The organism is Bradyrhizobium macuxiense, assembly GCF_007993935.1.
Taxonomy (GTDB): Bacteria; Pseudomonadota; Alphaproteobacteria; order Rhizobiales; family Xanthobacteraceae; genus Bradyrhizobium; species Bradyrhizobium macuxiense_A.
Genome location: NZ_VITY01000002.1, coordinates 90,242 through 113,804, shown reverse-complemented (window position 1 = coordinate 113,804; position 23,563 = coordinate 90,242). Strand labels below are relative to the sequence as shown.

General features: G+C 66.5%; 16 protein-coding genes. 10 read left to right on the top strand and 6 right to left on the bottom strand.

Features of this window, described 5'->3' with window-relative positions; genetic code table 11:
- Positions 1-46: 46 nt before the first annotated feature.
- The 7 genes from ccmE (at position 47) to FBZ93_RS04735 (ending at position 10,131) form a co-directional block, all read left to right on the top strand.
- Complete coding sequence (gene ccmE / locus FBZ93_RS04765; protein ID WP_146984832.1) at positions 47-541, top strand: cytochrome c maturation protein CcmE; 495 nt, start codon at positions 47-49, stop codon at positions 539-541.
- The gene (locus tag FBZ93_RS04760; protein ID WP_146984831.1) at positions 538-2,523 is read left to right on the top strand and encodes a heme lyase CcmF/NrfE family subunit; all 1,986 of its coding nucleotides are present in this window, start codon (positions 538-540) and stop codon (positions 2,521-2,523) included. The genes ccmE and FBZ93_RS04760 overlap by 4 nt, the downstream gene beginning before the upstream one ends.
- Complete coding sequence (locus FBZ93_RS04755) at positions 2,523-3,029, top strand: cytochrome c-type biogenesis protein (protein ID WP_146984830.1); 507 nt, start codon at positions 2,523-2,525, stop codon at positions 3,027-3,029. The genes FBZ93_RS04760 and FBZ93_RS04755 overlap by 1 nt, the downstream gene beginning before the upstream one ends.
- Positions 3,030-3,199: 170 nt before the next feature.
- Complete coding sequence (locus FBZ93_RS04750; protein ID WP_146984829.1) at positions 3,200-4,786, top strand: Do family serine endopeptidase; 1,587 nt, start codon at positions 3,200-3,202, stop codon at positions 4,784-4,786.
- A 266-nt stretch (positions 4,787-5,052) separates the two neighbouring features.
- Entirely contained in the window at positions 5,053-5,733 is a 681-nt protein-coding gene (locus FBZ93_RS04745; protein ID WP_029878846.1) for a response regulator transcription factor, read from the top strand.
- A complete protein-coding gene (locus FBZ93_RS04740; protein WP_146984828.1) occupies positions 5,717-7,171 on the top strand; it encodes a sensor histidine kinase in 1,455 nt (484 codons plus the stop codon). The genes FBZ93_RS04745 and FBZ93_RS04740 overlap by 17 nt, the downstream gene beginning before the upstream one ends.
- On the top strand, positions 7,168-10,131 hold the full coding sequence (locus FBZ93_RS04735) for a bifunctional [glutamine synthetase] adenylyltransferase/[glutamine synthetase]-adenylyl-L-tyrosine phosphorylase (RefSeq protein ID WP_146984827.1): 2,964 nt from the start codon (positions 7,168-7,170) through the stop codon (positions 10,129-10,131). Before FBZ93_RS04740 ends, FBZ93_RS04735 begins: the two co-directional genes overlap by 4 nt.
- 153 nt (positions 10,132-10,284) lie before the next feature.
- Here FBZ93_RS04735 and FBZ93_RS04730 read toward each other — a convergent pair whose 3' ends face one another.
- Genes FBZ93_RS04730 through FBZ93_RS04710 form a run of 5 tightly spaced genes read right to left on the bottom strand, consistent with a single transcriptional unit; the run spans position 10,285 to position 16,248 of the window.
- Positions 10,285-10,506 (bottom strand): formate dehydrogenase subunit delta, encoded by a 222-nt coding sequence (locus tag FBZ93_RS04730; RefSeq protein ID WP_146984826.1) that lies wholly within the window; start codon positions 10,504-10,506, stop codon positions 10,285-10,287.
- Positions 10,490-11,326: a formate dehydrogenase accessory sulfurtransferase FdhD gene (fdhD, locus tag FBZ93_RS04725; protein ID WP_146984825.1), complete on the bottom strand. Its 837-nt coding sequence runs from the start codon at positions 11,324-11,326 to the stop codon at positions 10,490-10,492. Before fdhD ends, FBZ93_RS04730 begins: the two co-directional genes overlap by 17 nt.
- A 2-nt stretch (positions 11,327-11,328) precedes the next feature.
- Positions 11,329-14,205: a formate dehydrogenase subunit alpha gene (gene fdhF, locus FBZ93_RS04720; RefSeq protein ID WP_146984824.1), complete on the bottom strand. Its 2,877-nt coding sequence runs from the start codon at positions 14,203-14,205 to the stop codon at positions 11,329-11,331.
- A gap of 13 nt (positions 14,206-14,218) precedes the next feature.
- Positions 14,219-15,775: an NADH-ubiquinone oxidoreductase-F iron-sulfur binding region domain-containing protein gene (locus tag FBZ93_RS04715; protein ID WP_146984823.1), complete on the bottom strand. Its 1,557-nt coding sequence runs from the start codon at positions 15,773-15,775 to the stop codon at positions 14,219-14,221.
- Positions 15,772-16,248, bottom strand: coding sequence for a formate dehydrogenase subunit gamma (locus FBZ93_RS04710; protein ID WP_146984822.1), 477 nt, complete (start codon positions 16,246-16,248; stop codon positions 15,772-15,774). The genes FBZ93_RS04715 and FBZ93_RS04710 overlap by 4 nt, the downstream gene beginning before the upstream one ends.
- Positions 16,249-16,506: 258 nt before the next feature.
- Here FBZ93_RS04710 and FBZ93_RS04705 point away from each other — a divergent pair, with 258 nt between their 5' ends.
- From FBZ93_RS04705 to mdoH, 3 genes are all read left to right on the top strand, one after another.
- Positions 16,507-17,403, top strand: a complete 897-nt coding sequence (locus FBZ93_RS04705) for a LysR family transcriptional regulator (RefSeq protein ID WP_021082045.1) — start codon at positions 16,507-16,509, stop codon at positions 17,401-17,403.
- Between the two features lie 161 nt (positions 17,404-17,564).
- Positions 17,565-19,079, top strand: a complete 1,515-nt coding sequence (locus FBZ93_RS04700; RefSeq protein WP_146984821.1) for a glucan biosynthesis protein G — start codon at positions 17,565-17,567, stop codon at positions 19,077-19,079.
- Positions 19,067-21,187, top strand: a complete 2,121-nt coding sequence (mdoH, locus tag FBZ93_RS04695; RefSeq protein WP_146984820.1) for a glucans biosynthesis glucosyltransferase MdoH — start codon at positions 19,067-19,069, stop codon at positions 21,185-21,187. The genes FBZ93_RS04700 and mdoH overlap by 13 nt, the downstream gene beginning before the upstream one ends.
- 7 nt (positions 21,188-21,194) lie before the next feature.
- Here the strand turns inward: mdoH and FBZ93_RS04690 are convergent, their stop codons facing one another.
- Positions 21,195-23,516 (bottom strand): sensor histidine kinase, encoded by a 2,322-nt coding sequence (locus FBZ93_RS04690; RefSeq protein WP_146984819.1) that lies wholly within the window; start codon positions 23,514-23,516, stop codon positions 21,195-21,197.
- Between the last annotated feature and the right edge of the window lie 47 nt (positions 23,517-23,563).

Below are 23,563 nucleotides of genomic sequence, written 5' to 3'. Positions count from 1 at the left end.
AAAGTACACAGCGGTTTTCGGACAACGTCATGCGCAAGGATAGACCATGACCAGGAAGCAACGGCGTTTGACACTGATCGGCTGCGCGCTCGTCGTGCTCGCGGTCGCCGCGGGCCTGGTGCTGAATGCGCTGCGCGATTCCATCGTGTTCTTCTCGACGCCGTCGATGGTGGCCGAAAAGCATCTCGGCCCCGGCAAGCGCTTCCGCCTCGGCGGCCTCGTCGAGCAAGGCTCGCTGAAGCGCGGCGACAATCTCGCCGTGACCTTCACCGTCGGCGACGGCGGCGCGACGCTGCCGGTCGCGTACAAAGGCATACTGCCGGATCTGTTCCGCGAGGGGCAGGGCGTGGTTGCCGAAGGCGCGCTCGATGCGTCAGGTGTGTTCCGCGCCGACACCGTTCTCGCCAAGCATGACGAGACCTACATGCCGAAGGATGTCGCCGACGCCCTGAAGAAGCAGGGCCACTGGAAGGACGACTACGGCAAACCAGGCAACATGCCGAGCGCCTCCGCGGCGCCGACCCAGGGAGCGATGCGGTGATCGCCGAAAGCGGACATTATGCCCTGGTGCTCGCGCTCGCCCTCGCGCTGATCCAGTCGATCGTGCCGATCGTCGGCGCGCGCTGGCGCGATGCGGCGCTGATGAACGTCGCGCGCTCGACCGCGCTCGCCCAGTTGCTGTTCGTGGCGGCATCGTTCGCCGCGCTGGTGACCTTGCACGTCACCTCGGATTTCTCGGTCGCCAATGTCTACGAGAATTCGCATTCGCTGAAGCCGCTGCTCTACAAGATCACCGGCGTCTGGGGAAACCATGAAGGGTCGATGCTGCTGTGGGTGTCGATCCTGGCGCTGTTCGGCGGCCTCGTCGCGGCGTTCGGCAACAATCTGCCGCTGTCGCTGCGCGCGCATGTGCTGGCCGTGCAGGGCTGGGTCGCCAGCGCATTCTATCTGTTCATCCTGATCACCTCGAATCCGTTTCTGCGCATCGCCAATCCGCCGCTCGAGGGACGCGACCTCAATCCGGTGCTGCAGGACATCGGCCTCGCGGTGCATCCGCCGATGCTCTATCTCGGCTATGTCGGCTTTTCGATCTCGTTCTCATTCGCGGTGGCGGCGCTGCTTGAGGGGCGGATCGACGCCGCCTGGGCGCGCTGGGTGCGGCCGTGGACGCTGATGGCGTGGATCTTCCTGACGCTCGGCATCGCGATGGGCTCCTACTGGGCCTATTACGAGCTCGGCTGGGGCGGCTGGTGGTTCTGGGACCCGGTCGAGAACGCCTCGCTGATGCCGTGGCTTGCCGGCACCGCGCTGCTGCATTCGGCGCTGGTGATGGAGAAGCGCAATGCGCTCAAGGTTTGGACCGTCCTGCTGTCGATCCTGACCTTCTCGCTGTCGCTGCTCGGCACCTTCCTGGTGCGCTCCGGCGTGCTGACCTCGGTTCACGCCTTCGCGACCGATCCGACCCGCGGTGTGTTCATTCTGCTGATCCTGTTCGTGTTCATCGGCGGCAGCCTGTCGCTTTATGCCTGGCGCGCGCCGGCCCTGAAGCAGGGTGGGCTGTTCGCGCCGATCTCGCGCGAAGGCGCGCTGGTGCTCAACAATCTGCTGCTCACCACCGCCTGTGCGACGGTGTTCATCGGCACGCTGTATCCGCTGGCGCTCGAGGTCCTGACCGGCGAGAAGATCTCGGTCGGCGCGCCGTTCTTCAATTTCACCTTCGCGCCGCTGTTCGTGCCGCTGCTGCTCGCGGTGCCGTTCGGGCCGCTGCTGGCCTGGAAGCGCGGCGACCTGCTCGGCGCGGCGCAGCGGCTGATGGTCGCCGGCGTCGCCGCGCTGGTGGCAATGGCCCTGGTGTTTGCCTGGACCTATGGCGGCGCGACCTTGGCGCCGCTCGCCATCGGCCTTGCGGCCTTCGTCATCATGGGCGCGCTGTGCGACCTTGCCGAACGGATCGCCCTGTTCCGGATTCCGCTCTCGCTCTCGCTGCGCCGGGCGCGTGGTTTGCCGCGTGCGACCTGGGGCACGGCGTTTGCGCATGCCGGTCTCGGCGTGGCGCTGATCGGGATCGTCTGCGAAACCACCTGGAACAGCGAATATATCGGCTCCATGAAGCCCGACGACGTCGCCCGCGTCGCCGGCTACCAGTTGCGGCTCGACGGGCTGAACCCGCGCCAGGGGCCGAACTTCCGCGAGATGGTCGCGCAATTCACCGTGAGCCGTGACGGCGAGAAGGTCAGCGTGATGACGCCGTCGAAGCGCAACTTCACCACCCGCGGCGCCTCGACGACCGAGGCCGCGCTGCTGACGCGCGGCGCAAGCCAGCTCTACATCTCGCTCGGCGATACCTCCGCGGACGGCGCGATCGCGGTGCGCATCTATCACAAGCCGCTGGTGCTGATGATCTGGTGGGGACCGGTGCTGATGGCGTTCGGCGGCCTGCTGTCGTTGTCCGACCGCCGTTTGCGGGTCGGCGCGCCGAAGCCGGCCAAAGCAGCCGCGCGCGCATTGCAGGCGGCCGAGTGATGCGGTCGCGCGCGCTTGCAGCCGCTCTTCTTACGGCGAGCCTCATGCTCGGCGCGATGCCCGCCCGCGCAGTGTTGCCCGACGAGATCATGGCGGATCCGGCGAAGGAGGCGAGGGCGCGCGAGCTCTCCAAAGAGCTGCGCTGCATGGTCTGCCAGAACCAGTCGATCGACGATTCGGAGGCGCCGCTGGCCCGCGACCTCCGCCTCCTGGTGCGCGAACGCATCTCGGCCGGCGACAGCGACCGCCAGGTAATCGATTTCCTGGTGGCCCGCTACGGCGAATTCGTGCTGCTGAAGCCGCGTCTCAACGAGCATACGCTGGTGCTGTGGCTGACCCCGCCGCTGGCGCTGTTGCTGGGCGGGTTCGCGCTCTGGCGCCTCGGCCGGCGCAAGGGCAATCCGGTTGCCGCCGGGGGCGATTCCGGCCCCGGACTGACGTCCGACGAGCAGGCCCGCCTCGAACGGCTGCTGGCGGCCGAATCCGCGCCGGACAAGCCGCTTTAGTTCCTTTCTAAGCCCTTAATTCGGCTGCGCTATTCTGCCGCAGCGCTGATCTGCTCGATTACAAAAGTTTAATTCCGCAGCCAGCGCGCCGTAAGGCTGATGACCCCATGTTCAGCTGCATCAGGTGCCCGCCCCCGCACCGGTGATTCTGGCCTTGGAGATTTCAACACATGACCGATCGTCCCGACCTCTCGTCCCTTCCGTCCTACAAGGCGCCGAAGCGCTCGCTGTTCTCTGCCCGCAAACTTGCGCTGATGGCCTCGGTCGTGGCCGGCCTCGGTGCCGCGACCTATGGCTTCAGCCCCACCCACAACCCGGCCGACCTGTTCACCACGCCTGCGCATGCGCAGGTCAATAACGAGGTCAAGAAGGTCCAGCAGCCGGTCGGGTTTGCCGACATCGTCGAGCGCGTGAAGCCGTCGGTGATCTCGGTCAAGGTCAACATTCGCGAGAAGGTCGCGAAGGACGACGGCAACAATGACGATTCGCCGTTCCAGCCGGGTTCGCCGATGGAGCGCTTCTTCCGCCGCTTCGGCGGTCCGGATGGCTTGCCCCCGGGTCTGCGTGGTGGACCGCGTGGCGGTGGCGTGGTGACGGGCCAGGGCTCCGGCTTCTTCATCTCGGCTGACGGCTATGCCGTGACCAACAATCACGTCGTCGACGGCGCCGACAAGGTCGAAGTCACGACCGATGACGGCAAGACCTATTCCGCCAAGGTGATCGGCACCGATCCGCGCACCGACCTCGCGCTGATCAAGGTCGAGGGCGGCTCCAACTTCCAGTTTGCCAAGCTCTCCGATAGCAAGCCGCGCATCGGCGACTGGGTGCTGGCGGTCGGCAACCCCTTCGGTCTCGGCGGCACCGTGACCGCGGGCATCGTCTCCGCCTCCGGCCGCGACATCGGCAACGGTCCGTATGACGACTTCATCCAGATCGATGCGCCCGTGAACAAGGGCAATTCGGGTGGCCCGGCGTTCGACGTGTCGGGTGAGGTGATGGGCGTCAACACCGCGATCTACTCGCCGTCCGGCGGCAGCGTCGGCATCGCGTTCTCGATCCCGGCCCAGACCGTCAAGAGCGTCGTCGCCCAGCTGAAGGACAAGGGCTCGGTCAGCCGCGGCTGGATCGGCGTCCAGATTCAGCCGGTGACATCCGACATCGCCGACAGCCTCGGCATGAAGAAGGCCGAAGGCGCACTGGTTGCCGAACCGCAGGCCAACGGTCCCGCGGCCAAGGCCGGCATCGAGTCCGGTGACGTCATCACCGCCGTCAATGGCGAGCCGGTGAAGGACGCGCGCGAACTCGCCCGCACCATCGGCGGCCTCGCGCCCGGCAATGCCGTAAAGCTGAACGTGCTGCACAAGGGTCAGGACAAGACCGTCAACCTGACGCTCGGCCAGTTGCCGAACAGCCTCGAAGCCAAGGCTGACACCGACAACAACAGCGACAAGGGCAACTCTTCCCGCGGCACCGACGTGCCGAAGCTCGGCCTCACCGTGGCGCCCGCCAACAGCGTGGCCGGCGCCGGCAAGGAAGGCGTGGTCGTGACCGAAGTCGATCCCAAGAGTGCTGCCGCTGAGCGGGGCTTCAAGGAAGGCGACGTGATCCTCGAGGTCGCCGGCAAGTCCGTCGGCACCGCCGGTGAGGTGCGTGATGCGATCACCGCGGCGCGCAATGACAACAAGAACAGCGTTCTCATGCGCGTGAAGAGCGGCGGTTCGTCGCGCTTCGTGGCAGTGCCGCTGGCCAAGGGATAACTATCTATGAGTTGGAAAGCGTCGCCGGCATTAGTCGCCCCCGCCGACGGCGCTTTCCGGGGGGTGGGCCCCTTGCTCGCTCCCTATGTTGCCTTTCGATGGAATATGCCCCCCTCCGTCGGAAGGTCTCAGGGCGGTGGAGTCCCCCAGCTTCACCGCCCACTTTTTCCTGACAATTCCGGAATATGCGCGGTCGTCTTGCATGTGCAGGCCGGCCGCGCCATGCTGACAGAGGGCCCATTCCCGTGACCGCCACCGCTCCGCAAATGCGCATCCTGATCATCGAAGACGACCGCGAGTCAGCCGACTATCTGGTCAAGGCATTCCGTGAAGTCGGCTACATCGCCGATCTCGCCTCCGACGGCGAGGAAGGCCTGTCGATGGCCGAAACCGGCGACTACGACGTGCTGGTGGTGGATCGGATGCTGCCGAAGCGGGACGGCCTGTCGTTGATCGGCAGCCTGCGCGACAAGGGCAACCGGACGCCGGTCCTGATCCTGTCGGCGCTCGGCCAGGTCGATGACCGCATCAAGGGCCTGCGCGCCGGCGGCGACGACTATCTGCCAAAACCCTATTCCTTCGCCGAGCTGCTTGCGCGCGTCGAGGTGCTGTCGCGGCGCAATGTCGGGCCGGCCGAGGAGACCACCTACAAGGTCGGCGACCTCGAGCTCGATCGGCTGTCGCATCGCGTCGCGCGCGGCAAGGACGAGCTGACCTTGCAGCCGCGCGAGTTCCGCCTGCTCGAATATCTGATGAAGCATGCAGGGCAGGTGGTGACGCGCACCATGCTGCTCGAGAATGTCTGGGACTATCATTTCGATCCGCAGACCAACGTCATCGACGTGCACATCTCGCGGCTGCGCTCCAAGATCGACAAGGGTTTTGAGCGGCCGCTGCTGCATACCATCCGCGGCGCGGGGTATATGATCCGTGACGGCATTCGGTAAACTGATCCGGACCACGGCGTTTCGGCTGACGCTGGTCTATCTGTTCCTGTTCGCGCTGTTCGCCGCCTCGCTGCTGGCTTACTTCGCCTGGAACACGCGGCGGCTGATCACCGAGCAGATCACGACGACCGTCAACGTCGAGATCGGCGAGATCACGTCCATCTATAACCGCCGCGGCCTGCATGGGCTACTGACCACCATGGGCAATCGGGCGCTGCGGCCAGGCGCCAACCTCTATCTCCTGACCGCGCCGAACGGGCAGGCGCTGGCCGGCAATGTCGGCTCGCTGGCGCCGGGCGTGATGAGCGTCCAGGGCTGGAGCGAGACCGCCTATCGCCGGATCGACGACCAGGACAAGACCGATCATCGCGCGCTGGTGCGGGTCGCCGAGATGGACAATGGCTTCCGTCTCCTGGTCGGGCGCGACCTCGAGGAGCGGCGGCGGCTGTTCGGCATCGTCGCCAAGGCCGCGCAATGGTCGATCCTCGTCGTGGTCGTGCTCGGCATCGGCGGTGGTATCTTCGTCGCCCGCCGCGTGCTGCACCGGATCGACGCCATGACCGGCACCACCAGGCGCATCATGGCGGGCGATCTCACAGGCCGGCTGCCGGTCGGCCGCAGCGGCGACGAGCTCGACCGTCTCGCGGAAAATCTCAATGCCATGCTGGAGCGCATCGAGGCGCTGATGACGGGGCTGAAGGAGGTGTCCGACAACATCGCCCACGACCTCAAGACGCCGCTGACGCGGTTGCGCAACCGCGCCGAGGAGGCGCTGGCACGGTCGGATAGCGAGGCCGACTACCGCGCCGCGCTGGAGCGGACGATCGAGGAATCCGACGGGCTGATCCGCACCTTCAACGCGCTGTTGATGATCGCACGCGCCGAGTCCGGCCAGGCGCGCGGCAACATGGACGATTTCGACGGTGCCGACGTCGCCAACGGCATCCACGAATTGTACGAGCCGCTGGCCGAGGACGACGGCATGACGCTGCAGGTGAAGACCGCGCCGGCGCCGATTCACGGCAACCGCGAATTGATCAGCCAGGCGGTCGCCAACCTGGTCGAGAACGCCATCAAATATGGCAAGCCCGACGCCGGCGTCGAGCCGATGAAGGCGGATGCGCGGGAGATCCTGATCGAGGCGCGGCGCGAGGGCGATCAGGTCCTGCTCAGCGTCACCGACCACGGTCCTGGTATCCCCGAGGGCGATCGCAAGCACGCGGTGGAGCGCTTCGTCCGGCTCGAGGCGAGCCGCACCCTACCCGGTTCCGGTCTCGGCCTCAGCTTGGCCTCGGCGGTCGCCACGCTCCATGGCGGCGAGCTGCGGCTCGGCGATGCCCATCCCGGGCTGGTGGCCACCCTGGTGCTGCCCGCACGGGCGGGCGGCAGTGACAGGCTTGCGGCTCAAACGCAGGATGTGCCACAGAAGGCGGCATGAATGCCGCCGCGCCGGGAAACGCGGATCGACACTGTCTGGCCGCGCGGTTCGCGGATGGACCGCGTGTCGCCGCGCCCGAATCCGCCGATCAGCGCCTGACTGACTGGTTCGCCGAGCTCGAGCCGGCGCGATCGGCCGCGCTCGCAGCCTTGCTGGAGCATCCGTTCGCACGGGACATCCTGCGCGGCATCGCCGAGTTCTCGCCCTATCTGTTCGAGCTCGTGCGCGCCGATGCCGGGCGGCTGATCCGGATCCTGTCATGCGACCCCGAGTCGCATCTGGCCGGCCTGATCGAGACCACCTCGCGCGATGTGCTCGCCGCCGGCAGCGAGGCCGACGTGATGGTGCTGCTTCGCCGCATGAAGGCGGAGGCCGCGCTGATGATCGCACTGTGCGACATCGGCGGCGTCTGGCCGGTGATGCGGGTGACGGCGGCGCTGACCGACATCGCGGTGAATTCGGTGCAGTCGGCGCTGCGCTATCTGTTCCGGCAGGAAGTCGCCCGCGGCCGGATGACCGCCGTCGATCCCGAGCATCCGGAAGTCGGCTCCGGCCTGATCGTGCTTGCGATGGGCAAGATGGGCGCGGGCGAGCTGAACTATTCCAGCGACATCGACCTGATCGTGTTCTTCGATCGCACGGCGACCTCGCTTGCCGAGGATATCGAGCCGCAGCCGTTCTTCGTCCGCGTCACCCAGGCGATGGCGCGGATGCTGCAGCAGCGCTCGGGCGAGGGCTATGTGTTCCGGGTCGATCTCAGGCTGCGCCCGGACCCGGCCTCGACCCAGGTCGCGATCTCGACCGATGCGGCCTTGCACTACTACGAACGCGAAGGGCGCACCTGGGAGCGCGCCGCGATGATCAAGGCGCGGCCTTGCGCCGGCGATCCCAGGGCGGGCGAGGCGCTGATCGCCGAGCTCGCGCCGTTCGTCTGGCGCAAGCACCTGGATTTTGCCGCGCTCGCCGACGTCCACGACATGAAGCGGCAGATGCAGACCTATCGCGGCCAGAGCGAGATCTCGGTCGAGGGGCACAACGTCAAGGTCGGCCGCGGCGGCATCCGCGAGATCGAGTTCTTCGCCCAGACCCAGCAGCTGATCGCCGGCGGCCGCCATCCCGAGCTGCGGGTGCGGCCGACGCTGGAGGCGCTCAATGTGCTCGCCAACAGCAACTGGATCACTTACGAGGCACGCGACGAGCTGACGACGGCCTATGAATTCCTGCGCCGGGTCGAGCACCGGCTGCAGATGATCGCCGACGAGCAGACCCATTCGCTGCCCGAAGCGCCTGAGGACGTCGAGCGCTTCGCGCATTTCTTCGGCTACGAGAATCGCGAGGCCTTCGCCAGTGATCTGCTCGGTCAGCTCAAGATCGTGCAGAACCACTACGGCAAGCTGTTCGAGGGCGACGATCCGACCGGCACGGCGAAGCTGCCGGATATCGACTATGGCGCCGGGCCCGAAGACGGCCGCCTGATCGAGCATCTCGCCCAACTCGGCTTCAAAAAGCCCGTTGCGGTGGCCGGCACCGTGCAGCAATGGATCGAGGGCGATTATCGCGCGCTGCGCGTCGAGGCGACGCGGGCGGCATTCCTCGAATTCATTCCCGGCCTGATCGACGGCCTCGCGCATGCCGAGGAGCCCGACGACGCGGTTGTGGCATTCGACCGTTTCCTCGGCGCGCTGCAACGGGGCGGGCGGCTGATCTCGCTGCTCAGCCAGAACCGCGATTTCGTCGCGCTGGTGGCGCTGATCCTTGGCGCTGCGCCGCGGCTCGGCGACATGCTGGCGCGGCAGCCGCAGATCATGGATGGCCTGGTCGATCCGCGCTTCTTCGGCGCGATGCCGGACAAGAAAGAGCTGTCGGAGCGGCTTGCCACCACCTTGCAGGATGCCTCGTCCTACGAGGACTTCCTCGATCGTCTGAGGTTGTTCGGCCAGGAGAGCCTGTTCCTGATCGGCACGCGGATCCTGTCCGGCACGGTGTCGGCGCAGCACGCCAGCACGGCCTTTGCCGATGTCGCGGAGGGGATCGTGCACACCGTGCACGGCCTCGTCACCGACCAGTTCGCCGCGCAATACGGCCGGATCAAGGGGCAGGAGACCGCGATCGTCGCGATGGGCCGGCTCGGCAGCCGCGAGATGACGGCGTCCTCCGACCTCGATCTGATCACGCTCTACGATTTCGACAGCGAGGCGCCGGATTCCGACGGCGAACGCTCGCTGCACGGCGCGCAGTATTTTGCCCGCTTCACCCAGCGCCTGATCAGCGCCTTCACGACCCGGACCAATTACGGCGTGCTCTACGAGGTCGACATGCGGCTGCGCCCGTCCGGCCGTGCCGGCCCGGTCGCCTCGCGCATCGATGCGTTCGCAGACTATCAGGAGCGCGAGGCGTGGACCTGGGAGCACATGGCGCTGACCCGCGCCCGCGTGATCTCGTCGTCGCCGGAATTCCGCGAGAGGATCGAGGCGATCATCCGCAGCGTGCTGACGAGACCGCGCGATGCGGCATCGACCGCGGCTGACGTTGCCGACATGCGGCGCGCGATCGCGCTGGAGAAGGGCGAGGATGATGTCTGGGACCTCAAGCTCGCCGCCGGCGGGCTCGTCGACATCGATTTCATCGCGCAGCATCTCCAGCTCGCACATGCTTCGGTGAAGCCGGAGATCCTCAGCGTCTCGACGCTTCAAGTGCTCGACAATGCCGCCAAGCTCGGCCTGCTCGGCCAGTCCGAGGCCGAGATCCTGCGCTCGGCGGCGCGGCTCTATCATGACCTGACGCAGATCCTGCGGCTGTGCGTCACCGGCAAGTTCAATCCGGAGACCGCGGGCGAAGACCTGCTGCGCGTGATGGCGCGGGCCGGCGACACGCCGGATTTCTCCGCGCTGGAGGCGCGCCTGCGCGAGACGCAAAGCGAAGTGCGCCGCGTCTTCAACGCGATCGTGGGCGGGGGTTAACCGAACCGTGAGCTAAAGCTAATCCCGTCGTCCTGAGGAGCCGCGTAGCGGCGTCTCGAAGGATGCACGGCCACCAGCCGGGCCGTCGACCCTTCGAGACGCGCGCAAGAGCGCGCTCCTCAGGGTGACGGTGATAGAGCAGGGCGCGGCCGACTACGCCTGCAGCTTCAGCTTGAGCAGCGCATCGCGGACGTCGGGCTCGAGGCCGGCGCCGCCGGCGTCGAGATGGGCGAAGATCTGCTTGCGCATCCGCGGGTCCCAGAACTTCCAGATGTGCTCGGAGATGCCCTGCACGGCGCGGTCGTGCCCCTGGCTCTGGAAGAACTTCCCGATCTGGTTCGCCATATAGACCAGTTTGTCAGGCGACGACGACATAGGCGGACTCCTTGCCGGGCACCGCGCCTGTGACGCGTTCCGGATGGGTAAAGATCTCAAATCCATCGGCGCGGGCGATCGCGGCGAGCGTGATGCCGGCGGCATCCGCCATCCGTACCGCAAGCGCTGTCGGCGCCGACACGGCTGCAATCAGCGGCGCGCCGATCGCGGCGGTCTTCTGCACCATTTCGACCGAGACGCGGCTGGTCAGCAGCACAATGCCGTCGCTGGCGACGATCTTGTCGCGGGCCAGCGCGCCGGCGAGCTTGTCGAGCGCGTTGTGCCGGCCGACATCCTCGCGCAGCGCCACGATGCCGCGCGCGGCGGTCCAGAACGCGGCGGCGTGCACCGCGCGGGTCTGGTGGTTGATCTCCTGCAGCGGCGCCACCGCCGCCACCGCGGCCATGATCTCGCGCGGCGAGAACACGCGGCCCGCCGGCACCACCGCGGCCGGCCGCACCGCCTCGCTGATCGAATCGAGCCCGCACAGGCCGCAGCCGGTCGGGCCGGCGATGTTGCGGCGCCGCTCGGCGATCCGCGCCGCCTTGTGGGGCCCGAGCCACATCCGCAGCTCGATGCCGTCGTCGAGCTCGACGATGTCGAGGGTCTCGATATCGTCGACGGATTGCACGATGCCTTCGCTCAGGCTGAATCCGACAGCGAAGTCGCCGAGATCCTCGGGCGAGCCCATCATCACGGCATAGGTGCCGCCATTATAGGTCAGCGCCAGCGGCGTCTCCTCCGGGATCAGGCGCGCGCCCTCGCTGAAGACGCCGTCGCGCCAGACCTTCCGGATCGCCTTGTGGACGGGCTCGCGCATCGTTACTCCGCGGCTTCCACGACAGGCGCGATGCGGCGCGAGTTGCGTGCCTGTTCGTCATAGGCCTTCTGCCAATCGGACGGACCGTTCGACGGCGAGATCTGCACGGCGGTGACCTTATACTCCGGACAGTTGGTCGCCCAGTCCGAGAAGTCGGTCGTGATGACGTTGGCCTGGGTGTCCGGATGGTGGAACGTGGTGTAGACCACGCCTGGCGCCACGCGGTCGGTGATCTCGGCGCGCAGCGTGGTCTCGCCGGCGCGGCTCGTCAGCCGCACCCAGTCGCCGTCGCGCACGCCGCGCTGCTCGGCGTCGTGCGGATGGATCTCGAGCCGGTCCTCGGCGTGCCACACCACGTTCTCGGTGCGGCGGGTCTGCGCGCCGACATTGTACTGGCTGAGGATGCGCCCAGTGGTGAGCAGCAGCGGGTAGCGCGGGCCGGTGCGTTCGTCGGTCGCGATGTATTCGGTGAGGATGAACTTGCCCTTGCCGCGCACGAAGCCGCCGATATGCATCACCGGGGTGCCTTCCGGCGCCTTCTCGTTGCAGGGCCACTGCACCGAGCCGAGCTCGTCGAGCTTGGCGTAGGAGACGCCGGCGAAGGTCGGCGTCAACGCGGCGATCTCGTCCATGATCTCGGACGGATGAGAGTAGTTCATCGTGAAGCCCATCGCCTTGCCAAGCATGATCGTCACTTCCCAGTCGGCATAGCCGTTGAGCGGCGTCATCACCTTGCGGACGCGCTGGATGCGGCGTTCGGCATTGGTGAAGGTACCGTCTTTCTCGAGGAAGGTCGAGCCGGGCAGGAAGACGTGGGCGTAGTTCGCGGTCTCGTTCAGGAAGAGGTCATGGACGATGACGCATTCCATCGCCGACAGCGCCGCCACCACGTGCTTGGTGTTCGGGTCGGACTGCAGGATGTCCTCGCCCTGCACGTAGAGCCCCATGAAGCTGCCTTCGATCGCGGCATCGAACATGTTGGGGATGCGCAGGCCCGGCTCGTTGTTGAGCTTGACGTTCCACATCGCCTCGAACTGCTCGCGCACCGCATCGCCCGCGATGTGGCGGTAGCCCGGCAGCTCATGCGGGAACGAGCCCATGTCGCAGGAGCCCTGCACGTTGTTCTGGCCGCGCAGCGGGTTCACGCCGACGCCGGGCCGGCCGATATTGCCGGTCGCCATCGCGAGGTTGGCGATCGCGATCACCGTGGTCGAGCCCTGGCTGTGCTCGGTGACGCCGAGCCCGTAATAGATCGCGCCGTTGCCGCCGGTGGCATAGATCCGCGCCGCTTCGCGCAGATCATTCGGATCGACGCCGGTCATGATCGCGGTGGCTTCGGGGCTGTGCTTGTCCTGGGCGACGAAGGCGGCCCAGTCCTCGAACTCGCTCCAGTCGCAGCGCTCGCGCACGAACGCCTCGTCGGCGAGCCCTTCGGTGACGATGACATGGGCCAGCGCGGTGAGCACGGCGACGTTGGTGCCGGGCATCAGCGGCAGATGCAGCGCCTTCACATGCGGCGATTCCACCATCTCGGTGCGGCGCGGATCGATCACGATCAGCTTGGCGCCCTGGCGCAACCGCTTCTTCAGCCGCGAGGCGAACACCGGATGGGCCGAGGCCGGATTGGCGCCGATGATCAGCACGACGTCGGTGTCCTCCACCGAGTCGAAATCCTGGGTACCGGCCGAGGTGCCGTAGGTCTGCGACAGGCCGTAGCCGGTCGGCGAATGGCAGACCCGGGCGCAGGTGTCGACATTGTTGTTGCCGAAGCCGGCGCGGATCAGCTTCTGCACCAGATAGGTCTCTTCGTTGGTGCAGCGCGACGAGGTGATGCCGCCGACCGCGTCGCGGCCGTATTTCTGCTGGATGCCCTTGAATTTCGCGGCGGCGAAATTCAGCGCCTCGTCCCACGACACTTCCTGCCAGGGATCCTCGATCCGTTCGCGGATCATCGGCTTCAGGATGCGCTCCCTGTGGGTGGTGTAGCCCCAGGCGAAGCGGCCCTTGACGCAGGAATGGCCGCGATTGGCCTTGCCGTCCTTCCACGGCACCATGCGCACCACTTCCTCGCCGCGCATTTCGGCCTTGAAGGCGCAGCCGACGCCGCAATAGGCGCAGGTGGTGACGACCGAGTGCTCGGGCTGGCCGATCTCGATCACGGATTTCTCGGTCAGCGTCGCGGTCGGGCAGGCCTGCACGCAGGCGCCGCAGGAGACGCATTCGGAGCCGAGGAAGCTCTCGTTCATGCCGGGCGAGACGCGGCTGTCGAAGCCGCGGCCGGAAATCGTCAGCGCGAAGGTGCCTTGCACCTCCTCGCAGGCGCGGACGCAGCGCGAGCAGACGATGCACTTCGAGGGATCGTAGGTGAAGTACGGATTGGATTCATCCTTCGGCATCCAGTTGTCGTTTTCGCAGCCGTGCGATTTGGCGAAGACGTGGTTCTCGCCCTCATAGCCGTAGCGCACGTCGCGCAGGCCGACGGCGCCCGCCATGTCCTGCAATTCGCAGTCGCCATTCGCGGCGCAGGTCAGGCAGTCCAGCGGATGGTCGGAGATGTAGAGCTCCATCACGCCCTTGCGCAGTTTCTTCAGCCGCTCGCTCTGGGTGTGCACCACGAGGCCGGGCATGACCGGCGTGGTGCAGGAGGCCGGCGTGCCGGCGCGGCCCTCGATCTCGACCAGGCAGAGCCGGCAGGAACCGAAGGCGTCGACCATGTCGGTCGCGCAGAGCTTTGGAATCTGGGTGCCGGCTTCCATCGCCGCGCGCATGATCGAGGTGCCCTCGGGCACGGTGATCTGATTGCCGTCGATGGTCAGCGTGACCATCGTCTCGGACTTGGATTTGGGCGTGCCGAAATCGGTTTCCTGGATCAGCGACATCGTGATTTCCTTGCTATTCCGCGGCCTGCAGCCGGGCCGGTGCGGGACCGAAATCTTCCCGGAAGTGTTTCAGTGCGCTCATCACGGGGTAGGGCGTGAAGCCGCCGAGCGCGCACAGCGAGCCGAACTTCATGGTGTTGCAGAGGTCTTCGATCACGGCGAGGTTTTCCGCGACGCGCTCGCCGTTGATGACCTTGTTGATGGTCTCGACGCCGCGGGTCGAACCGATCCGGCACGGCGTGCACTTGCCGCAGGATTCGATGGCGCAGAACTCCATCGCGAAGCGCGCCTGCTTGACCATGTCGACGGTGTCGTCGAACACCACGATGCCGCCATGGCCGATCAGGCCGTCGCGCGCGGCAAACGCCTCGTAGTCGAACGGCGTGTCGAACAGCGCCCGGGGGAAGTAGGCGCCGAGCGGGCCGCCGACCTGCACCGCGCGCACCTCGCGTCCGGTGAAGGTGCCGCCGCCGATCTCGTCGACGAGCTCGCCGAGCGTGACGCCGAACGCGGTCTCGAACAGCCCGCCATATTTGATGTTGCCGGCGAGCTGGATCGGCATCGTGCCGCGCGAGCGGCCCATGCCGAAATCGGCATAGGCCTTGGCGCCGCTGTCGAGGATGAAGGGGATCGCCGCGAACGACAACACGTTGTTGATCACGCTCGGGCGGCCGAACAGGCCCTTATGCGCGGGCAGCGGCGGCTTGGCCCGCACGATGCCGCGGCGGCCCTCGAGGCTTTCCAAGAGCGAGGTCTCTTCGCCGCAGACATAGGCGCCGGCGCCGACCCGCACTTCGAGATCGAACTCATGCGCAGAGCCGCCGATCCGCTTGCCGAGCAGGCCGGCGCGGCGCGCGCCTGCGATCGCCGCGTTCATCGCCTCGACCGCGTGCGGATATTCCGAGCGGATGTAGATGTAGCCCTTGGTGGCGCCGACCGTGATACCCGCGATCGTCATGCCCTCGATGACGACGAAGGGGTCGCCTTCCATGATCATGCGGTCGGCGAAGGTACCGCTGTCGCCTTCGTCGGCGTTGCAGACGATGTATTTGCGGTCGGCGCTGGCCTGCGCCACGGTCTTCCACTTGATGCCGGTCGGGAAGCCGGCGCCGCCGCGGCCGCGCAGGCCGGACCTAGTGACGTCGTCAAGGATCTGATCGGAGCTCAGCGTCAGCGTCCGCTCCAGACCCTTGTAGCCGCCATGGGCGCGGTAGTCGTCGACCGAGCGCGGATCGACCACACCGCAGCGGGCGAAGGTCAGCCGGGTCTGGCGCTTCAGCCAGGGGATCTCGTCCGTGACACCAAGCCGCAGGGCATGCTGGCCATTGCCGGCCATCGCATCGAGCAGGGATGGCACGTCCGCCGCGGTCACCGGGCCGAATGCGATGCGGCCCTGCGCGGTCGAAAGCTCAACCATCGGCTCCAGCCAGCACAGCCCGCGCGAGCCGTTCCTGACGATCTCGATTGCTGCGCCACGCGCCGCTGCGGCCTGCGCGAAGGCGAGGGCGACCTCGTCGGCGCCGACGGCGACGGCCGCGGCATCGCGGGGAACGTAGATTCGTATCGTCATCGCTGTGCCTCCGCGACCAGCGCATCGATCCGCGCTTCATCGAGCCGGCCGACCACGCGGCCATCCAGCATCGCCGACGGCGCGGTGGCGCAGAGCCCGAGGCAGTAGATCGGCTCCAAGGTCACCCGCTCATCTGCCGTGGTGTGTCCGAGTGAGACACCCAGTTTGGCCTCCGCCCGCGCCGCCAGCGCATCGCCGCCGGCGGCCTGGCAGGCCTCGGCGCGGCACAGCTTGAGGACGTGGCGGCCGGCCGGTTGCTTGCGGAAATCATGATAGAAGGTGAACACGCCGTGCACCTCGGCGCGCGACAGGTTGAGCGCCTCCGCGACCATCGGGATCGCAGGCTCCGGCACGTAGCCGAAGGCTTCCTGCAGCGCGTGCAGGATCACCAGCGTGGCGCCTTCAAGCCCAGCATGCTCGGCGATGATCTCAGCGCCGCGCGTCGTGTCCCAAGGTTCGTATCCCACCGTCATCCGCGCTTCTCACGATCCATTTTTTGCTGCGCGCATCAGAGTTGGAATCGTTCGAAACATCAATAAAGCTGTCTCATGCGGCGATTGCGAAACGCGATTAATAGCGTTGCCGAATGGGGCGATCCGGGATCGCAATAATGTTCTGGAATCACGCACTTCCGGGGCGGCTTTGGATTTCGGAATCCCACCCGGATCGTGCTACCTATGGACACGTCGGGCAGCCATCTGGGGCGCCGTTTTCGGAAGGGGGTTTGAACCTTGATCGACAAGCTGGAACTTCTGCTGGCGCTGGCCAAGGAGCGGCATTTTGGCCGGGCTGCGGAGGCCTGCGGCGTCACCCAGCCGACCATGTCGACCAGCCTCAAGCAGCTCGAGGAGATCCTCGGCGTCATGCTGGTGCAGCGCGGATCGCGCTTCCAGGGCTTCACGCCGGAGGGCGAGCGGACGCTGGACTGGGCGCGGCGCATCGTCGGCGACGCGCGGGCGATGAAGCAGGAGATCAACAGCCTCAAGGACAAGCTGTCGGGCGAAATCCGGATCGCGGCGATCCCGACCGCGCTCGGCATGGTCGCCTCGCTCACCACGCCGTTCCGGGCGCGCCATCCCGATGTGCGTTTCCGCATCCAGTCCTGCACGTCCGCCGATGTGCTCGGGCTGCTTGAAAATCTCGAGGTCGATGCCGGGCTGACCTACATCGAGAACGAGCCGATCGGCAAGGTCCGCACCATCCCGCTCTACAATGAGAGCTATCGTCTGCTGACGGCGCCGGATGCGATGTTCGGCGACCGCAAGCAGGTGACATGGAAGGAAGTCGGCACCGTACCACTCTGCCTGCTCACGCCCGACATGCAGAACCGCCGCATCATCGATCGCGCGCTGACCTCGGTCGGTGCGGAGGCGACGCCGACGCTGACCTCGAACTCGCTGCTCGTGCTCTACACCCATGTGAAGACCGGCCGCTGGGCCAGCGTGATGCCGGCCAAGCTCGCCGAGACGCTGGGTCTTGCCGATGCCGTGCGCAGCATTCCGATCGTCGATCCGGTGGTGGACTACAGCATCGGCCTCGTGATCCCGCAACGCGATCCGATGACGCCGCTGATCGCAGCGCTGGTGCAGGTCGCGCGCGAGGTCGCGCCCAAGCTGGAGAGCGCATAGCGCCCGGCGATCAGCCGAGCTCTCTCACGACGGTTCCCGCTTCAGGCATTCGCCGGGCCCGGCCCGCCGCGAAGCAATCTTCTCGTACGCGCGGCAATCGGGGAACTCAGCGGCGGCTCGACGGTTTCATTGCGGCGTCCCGGTCAGCGAGAGGAGCCGCTTTGAATCGTCGCCAGTTACTCCACGGATCGGCCGTGTTGCCGACACTATTGCTGTTGCCGCAGCGAGGAGCCGCAGCCGCTGGGAACAATTCGGACGCACCTTTCGATCCATCGATGGTGAGGGACCTCGCCCGCAACCTTGCGAGCAAGGCGTTCGAGGCGCCCGACGAGAAGTTGCCGAGCGGCCTGAAGGATCTGACCTACGATCAATACCGCACCATCCGCTTCGTGCCCGAGCGCGCGCTGTGGCGCGGCCAGAAGCTGCCGTTCGAAGCGCAGTTCTTCCACCGCGGTTTCTTCTACAAGAACAAGGTCCAGATCTTCGAGGTCGCGGACGGCAAGGTCAGCGAAGTCAGCTACAGCAAGGACAGTTTTTCGTTCGGCAAGGATGTGCCCGCATTCACCGAGACCGACCTCGGCTTTGCCGGATTCCGCGTCCACGCGCCGATCAACAAGCCGGACTATTACGACGAGGTCTGCGTCTTCCTGGGCGCGAGCTATTTCCGCGCCGTCGCCAAGGATGAGACCTACGGCCTGTCGGCGCGCGGCCTGTCGATCGATACCGGCGAGGCGAAGGGCGAGGAGTTTCCGTTCTTCAAGGCGTTCTGGCTCGAGCGTCCCGTGCCCAACGCGACCTCGCTGGTCATTCACGCTTTGCTCGACAGCAAGAGCTGCGCGGCGAGCTACCGCTTCACGATCAGACCCGGGAAGACCACGGTGTTCGATGTCGAGGCATCGCTCTATCCGCGTGCCGATCTCGAGCATGCCGGCGTTGCGCCGATGACGAGCATGTTCTTCTTCGGGCCCAATGATCGCAACGAGGTCGACGACTTCAGGCCGTCGGTGCATGATTCCGACGGGCTTGCGATCTACAACGGCAAGGGCGAGAGCCTGTGGCGTCCGCTGAGCAATCCGCGCGATCTCCAGATCAGCACCTTCCAGGACATCAATCCGCACGGCTTCGGGCTGATGCAGCGGGAGAAGAATTTCTTCGCCTATCAGGACATTGAATCGCGCTTCGAGAAGCGTCCGAGCCTGTGGGTCGAGCCGATCGGCGACTGGGGCGAGGGCGCGGTCATCCTGATCGAGATTCCGACCAAGGAAGAGATTCACGACAATATCGCCGCGTTCTGGCGGCCTAAGGCACAGCTCAAGGCGAAGAGCGAGACCAATCTGACCTATCGCCTGCATTGGGGACCCGACGCACCGAAGCCGCATTCGCTCGCGCGCTTCACCCGCACCGGCATCGGTGCCCGCGGCGAGGACGGCAAGCTGTTCGTGCTCGATCTGATCGGAGACAATCTGAAGGGGGTCGATCCCGATAGTATCAGGGGCGTGGTGTCGGCCGAGAAGGCCGAGATCACCAACATCGTCACGCAGCCGAACCCGAACACGGGTGGCTGGCGGCTCAGCTTCCAGTGTGCCGTCAAGAAGGATCCGATCGAGCTGCGCGCGCATCTGGCGCAGGATGACAAGCCACTCTCGGAGATCTGGGTCTATCGATGGGCGCCATAGTCACGTCGCCGCATCCCGGCGCCGCCACGGCGGCCGACGGATTCCTGCCACGAGAGAGCCCGCTGGCGATGTCGGCGGCCGATCTCGCCGAGCCGCCGCTCGCGGTGAGCAAGCCGGTGCCGGTCGGTGCCGGCATGTTGATGCGTCGCGCGTTCATTCTGGTGCTGACGGCGGCGCTGACCGGTGCGGGCGCCTACGAGATGTACATGGTGGTCCAGGTCGGCGGCGTGACGATCATGGAATGGATGGTGCTGGTGCTGTTCGTGGCGCTGCTCGCCTGGATCGCGTTTTCGTTCGCTTCGGCGCTGGCCGGCTTCTTCGTGCTGCTTCGGCGCAAGGGCAATGCCTTGCCGATCCGCGTCGACGGTCCGTTGCCGCAGCTTGCGAGCCGGACCGCGGTGCTGCTCCCGACCTATAACGAGAATCCGCATCAATTGATGGCGCGCCTCCGCGCCATCTATGAGTCCATCGAGGCCACTGGACAGGCTGAGCGCTTCGACTGGTTCGTGCTGAGCGACACGCGCGATCCCGATATCTGGATCGCCGAGGAGCAGGCGTTCCTCGCGCTCAGCGAGGCCTGCGGCGGCGGACGGCTCTACTACCGGCATCGCGCCGACAACACCGCGCGGAAATCCGGCAATGTCGGCGAGTGGATCACGCGCTTTGGCGGCGCCTACCAGTTCATGCTCGTGCTCGACGCTGACAGCCTGATGTCGGGCGACACCATGGTGCGGATGGTTCACGCCATGGAGACCAATCCGCAGGCGGCGCTGCTGCAGACGCTTCCCGTCATCGTCAATGCGCGCAGCCTGTTCAGCCGCCTGCAACAGTTCGCCGGCCGCCTGTACGGACCGATGGTCGCCGCCGGTGTGGCGTGGTGGCACGGCTCCGAGGGCAATTACTGGGGTCACAATGCGATCATCAGGATCCAGGCCTTCGCGGAGCAGGCGGGCCTGCCTGAACTCTCCGGACGCAAGCCGTTCGGCGGCCATATCCTGAGCCACGATTTCGTCGAGGCTGCGCTGATGCGCCGCGCCGGCTGGGGCATCTACATGGCGCCGACGCTTGGCGGCAGTTTCGAGGAGGTGCCGCCGTCGCTCTTGGATTTCGCCGCGCGCGACCGGCGCTGGTGCCAGGGCAATCTGCAGCATCTCGCGGTGCTGACCACGCGCCGCCTGCACTGGATCTCCCGGCTGCATTTCATGACAGGGATCGGCTCCTACATCACCGCGCCGCTCTGGCTCTCGTTCCTGCTGCTCGGAATCCTGATCTCGTTGCAGGCGCGCTTCATTCGCCCGGAGTATTTTCCGAAGGGCTTTTCGCTGTTTCCCAACTGGCCGGCGCAGGACCCGGTGCTCGCCGCCTGGGTGTTCGGCCTCACCATGGCGCTGCTGATCGTGCCGAAGCTGCTCGGCTTCATCCTGTTGCTGACGCGCTCGGACATGCGCCGGCAATTCGGCGGCGGCTTCCGGACGTTTACCGGCGTCATCGCCGAGGTGCTGATATCCGCGATGATCGCGCCGGTCATGATGGTGTTCCAGTCGATCGCGGTGGTCGAGATCCTGCTCGGCCGCGACGCCGGCTGGCAGACGCAGCGGCGCGACGACGGCGAGGTCGAACGGCGGGAGCTATATCGGAAATACGGCGTCCCGACCGCCTGCGGCGTCGCGATGGCCGCCAGCGCCTATGCCGTGTCGTTGCCGCTGCTGCTGTGGATGTCGCCGGTGATCGTTGGCCTTCTGTTTGCGATCCCGATCGGAGCCTGGACGGCCAAGCCCGCGATGCGCGCGCTGTTCGTGACGCCGGAGGAGAGCGGACCACCGAGCGTGCTGGTCCGCGCCAACGAGCTGGCGGCGAAGCCTGCCCACGCATCGGCCCCGGCGCTCGCGGCGCTGCGGCAGGATACCGGCCTGCGGCATCGGCATCTGTCATCGCTTCCGCCGGCGCGGCGCGACGGTCCGGGCGAGATCGACCTTCACCGCGCGGTGGCGCGCGCGCGGATCGAAGCAAGCGACAGCTTCGAGGAGGCAGTCGATCATCTCACGCCGCGCGAGACGCTCGCCGTTCTCGGCGATCCGGCGCTGCTGGAAGAGGCACTCGCGAAGTAGTTGGGGCTCAGGCCGCTTCCGGCAGCCTGGTCTGGTAGGGCCGCGGATCGCGGGGCAGGGTGATGCGGACGACGGTGCCGACGCCGAGCTTGGAGCGCAGCTTCATCGAGCCGCCGTGCAGGTTGGTGAGCGAGCGGGCGATCGCAAGCCCGAGGCCCGAGCCTTGGTAACTTTTGGTGAGCTGGCTCTCGACCTGCTCGAACGGCTTGCCGAGCCGCCGCAGCGATTCCGGCGCGATGCCGATGCCGCTGTCGGCGATCAGCAGCACGATCGAGTCGTCGAGCATCTGGCCGCGCACCAGCACGCGGCCGTTGTCGGGCGTGAACTTCACGGCGTTGGAGAGCAGGTTGACGATGATCTGCTTGACCGAGCGGCGGTCGGCGACGACCGAGATCGTGCTTTCGATATCCGATTCCAGCGACAGGCCCTTGTGCTCGGCGCGGCCCGAGACCACACGCAGCGACTCGGCGAGGATGCCGGAGAGGTCGAGCGGCTCCATGTCGAACTTCATGCGGCCGGCCTCGATCTTCGACATGTCGAGAATGTCGTTGATGACCTCGAGCAGGTATTTTCCCGAGGTCAGGATGTCGTGGCAGTACTCCTCGTACTTGTCCGAGCCGAGCGTGCCGAACAGGCCGCTGCCCATGATCTCGGAGAAGCCGATGATGGCGTTGAGCGGCGTGCGCAGCTCATGGCTCATATTGGCGAGGAATTTCGACTTCGCGGCGTTGGCGTCCTCGGCGCGGGTCTTTTCCTGCGAGTATTTCTCGGCGAGGTCGGCGAGTTCGACGGCCTGCCGCTCCAGCTCGGATTGCGAGCGCTGCAGATCAATCACGGTGGCGCGCAGGCGCAGATCGTTGTCGACCAGCTTCTGCTCGTGCGCCTTGATGCGGGTGATGTCGGTGCCGACGGAGACGTAGCCGCCGTCCTTGGTGCGGCGCTCGCTGATGTGCAGCCAGCTGCCGTCGTCGAGCTGGGCCTCGAAGGTGCGCGCGCCCGGCGCCGGCACGCCGCTCTCGTGCAGGCGGGTGCGCACCTCGGGCATGCTGCCGACCTCGATCACGGTCTCGTAGGAGGTGCCGGGGCTGACGGCGATATCGGGCAGCTTGTGCAGCCGCTGGAAATGCGAGTTGCAGAGCACGAGGCGATCATCGGCATCCCAGAGCACGAAGGCCTCCGGAATGGTCTCGATGGCGTCGCGCAGCCGCAGGTCGGCTTCCACCGACTTCTCGGCGAGGCTCTTCTGCTCGGTGATGTCGACCGCGATGCCGATCAGGTGCAGGCCGCCGTCGGCGGCGGCGTGGCTGAGCTCGCAGCGCACGCGCAGCCAGATCCAGTGGCCGCCGACATGGCGCATGCGGAAGCTCTGGTCGATGTGATCGATCTTGTTCGAGATCAGCTGGTCGGCGATGTCGAACAGGTTGATGTCGTCCGAATTCACCAGCGCGTTGACCTCGCCGAAGGTGAGGAGGTCGTTGCGGCTGTCGAGACCGAGCAGCGTGAACATCGACTGCGACCAGAAGATCCTGCCGCGCGACAGGTCCCAGTCCCACAATCCGCAGCGGCCGCGGTTGAGCGCGGTGTCGATGCGGCCGCGCACGGCGTCGTTGATCAGGTCGCCCTCGCGGGCGCGGGTCGATTGCCAGTGGAACGCGAAGCCGAGGATCAGCACCACGAAGCTCGTGGTCGCCGACAGCGTCACCGAGAGCGCGGCGTCCGATCCCCAGATCGGCTCGTTCATCTCCTGGATGACGACGACCTGGCCGGGCAGCGACTTGACGAGTTGCGAGATCGCCAGCGCGCCGGTGCCGTTCGGCAGCGTCATGTCACTGACCGCACCCTGCTGGCCCGGCGCGATCAGGAGCTGCGCGGTCGAGACGATGTCGAGGATGCGGTCGTTCTCGCCGGCGCCGTCGATTGGCACGCGCGCCAGCACGCGGTGATCGGCGCTGGTGATGATGACGTGGCGGCCATAGGCGATGCCCCATGACGGGATCAGGTCCGGCAGCAGCTCCTGCAGCTTCTCGATATTGGCGAGTCGCTCGCGGCGCACCGAGGTCAGGCGGTCGAGACGTTCGGCGAGGATGTCGGAGAGTGCGGCAAGGTCGCGCTTCATCGCGCCGCGCTTCTGCCGGTTCTGGTCGATCACCTGGACGAAGGCGCCGAGGCAGATCGTGATGAGGAAGGCGATGATGAGCGTCGGGACAGCGCGGCGCAGTGCAGGCTCGGCCGTCAAGAGCCTGTGATAGGCCGGTTTCGCGATCGACTGCGCCAATCCTTTGATCGAATCGGATTGGACGCACGCGTTCGCTGCATGCGCGCGCGCCATGCCTTAGACCCCCGCTCTAAGCTGATTTTTACCCGGCTCGGATGCTC

Bases quoted from the DNA above. Each gene is read 5' to 3' on its own strand.
- ccmE (WP_146984832.1), top strand. From the start codon at position 47: ATGACCAGGAAGCAACGGCGTTTGACACTGATCGGCTGCGCGCTCGTC.
- FBZ93_RS04755 (WP_146984830.1), top strand. From the start codon at position 2,523: ATGCGGTCGCGCGCGCTTGCAGCCGCTCTTCTTACGGCGAGCCTCATG.
- FBZ93_RS04750 (WP_146984829.1), top strand. From the start codon at position 3,200: ATGACCGATCGTCCCGACCTCTCGTCCCTTCCGTCCTACAAGGCGCCG.
- FBZ93_RS04745 (WP_029878846.1), top strand. From the start codon at position 5,053: ATGCGCATCCTGATCATCGAAGACGACCGCGAGTCAGCCGACTATCTG.
- FBZ93_RS04735 (WP_146984827.1), top strand. From the start codon at position 7,168: ATGAATGCCGCCGCGCCGGGAAACGCGGATCGACACTGTCTGGCCGCG.
- FBZ93_RS04730 (WP_146984826.1), bottom strand. From the start codon at position 10,506: ATGTCGTCGTCGCCTGACAAACTGGTCTATATGGCGAACCAGATCGGG.
- fdhD (WP_146984825.1), bottom strand. From the start codon at position 11,326: ATGCGCGAGCCCGTCCACAAGGCGATCCGGAAGGTCTGGCGCGACGGC.
- fdhF (WP_146984824.1), bottom strand. From the start codon at position 14,205: ATGTCGCTGATCCAGGAAACCGATTTCGGCACGCCCAAATCCAAGTCC.
- FBZ93_RS04715 (WP_146984823.1), bottom strand. From the start codon at position 15,775: ATGACGATACGAATCTACGTTCCCCGCGATGCCGCGGCCGTCGCCGTC.
- FBZ93_RS04710 (WP_146984822.1), bottom strand. From the start codon at position 16,248: ATGACGGTGGGATACGAACCTTGGGACACGACGCGCGGCGCTGAGATC.
- mdoH (WP_146984820.1), top strand. From the start codon at position 19,067: ATGGGCGCCATAGTCACGTCGCCGCATCCCGGCGCCGCCACGGCGGCC.
- FBZ93_RS04690 (WP_146984819.1), bottom strand. From the start codon at position 23,516: ATGGCGCGCGCGCATGCAGCGAACGCGTGCGTCCAATCCGATTCGATC.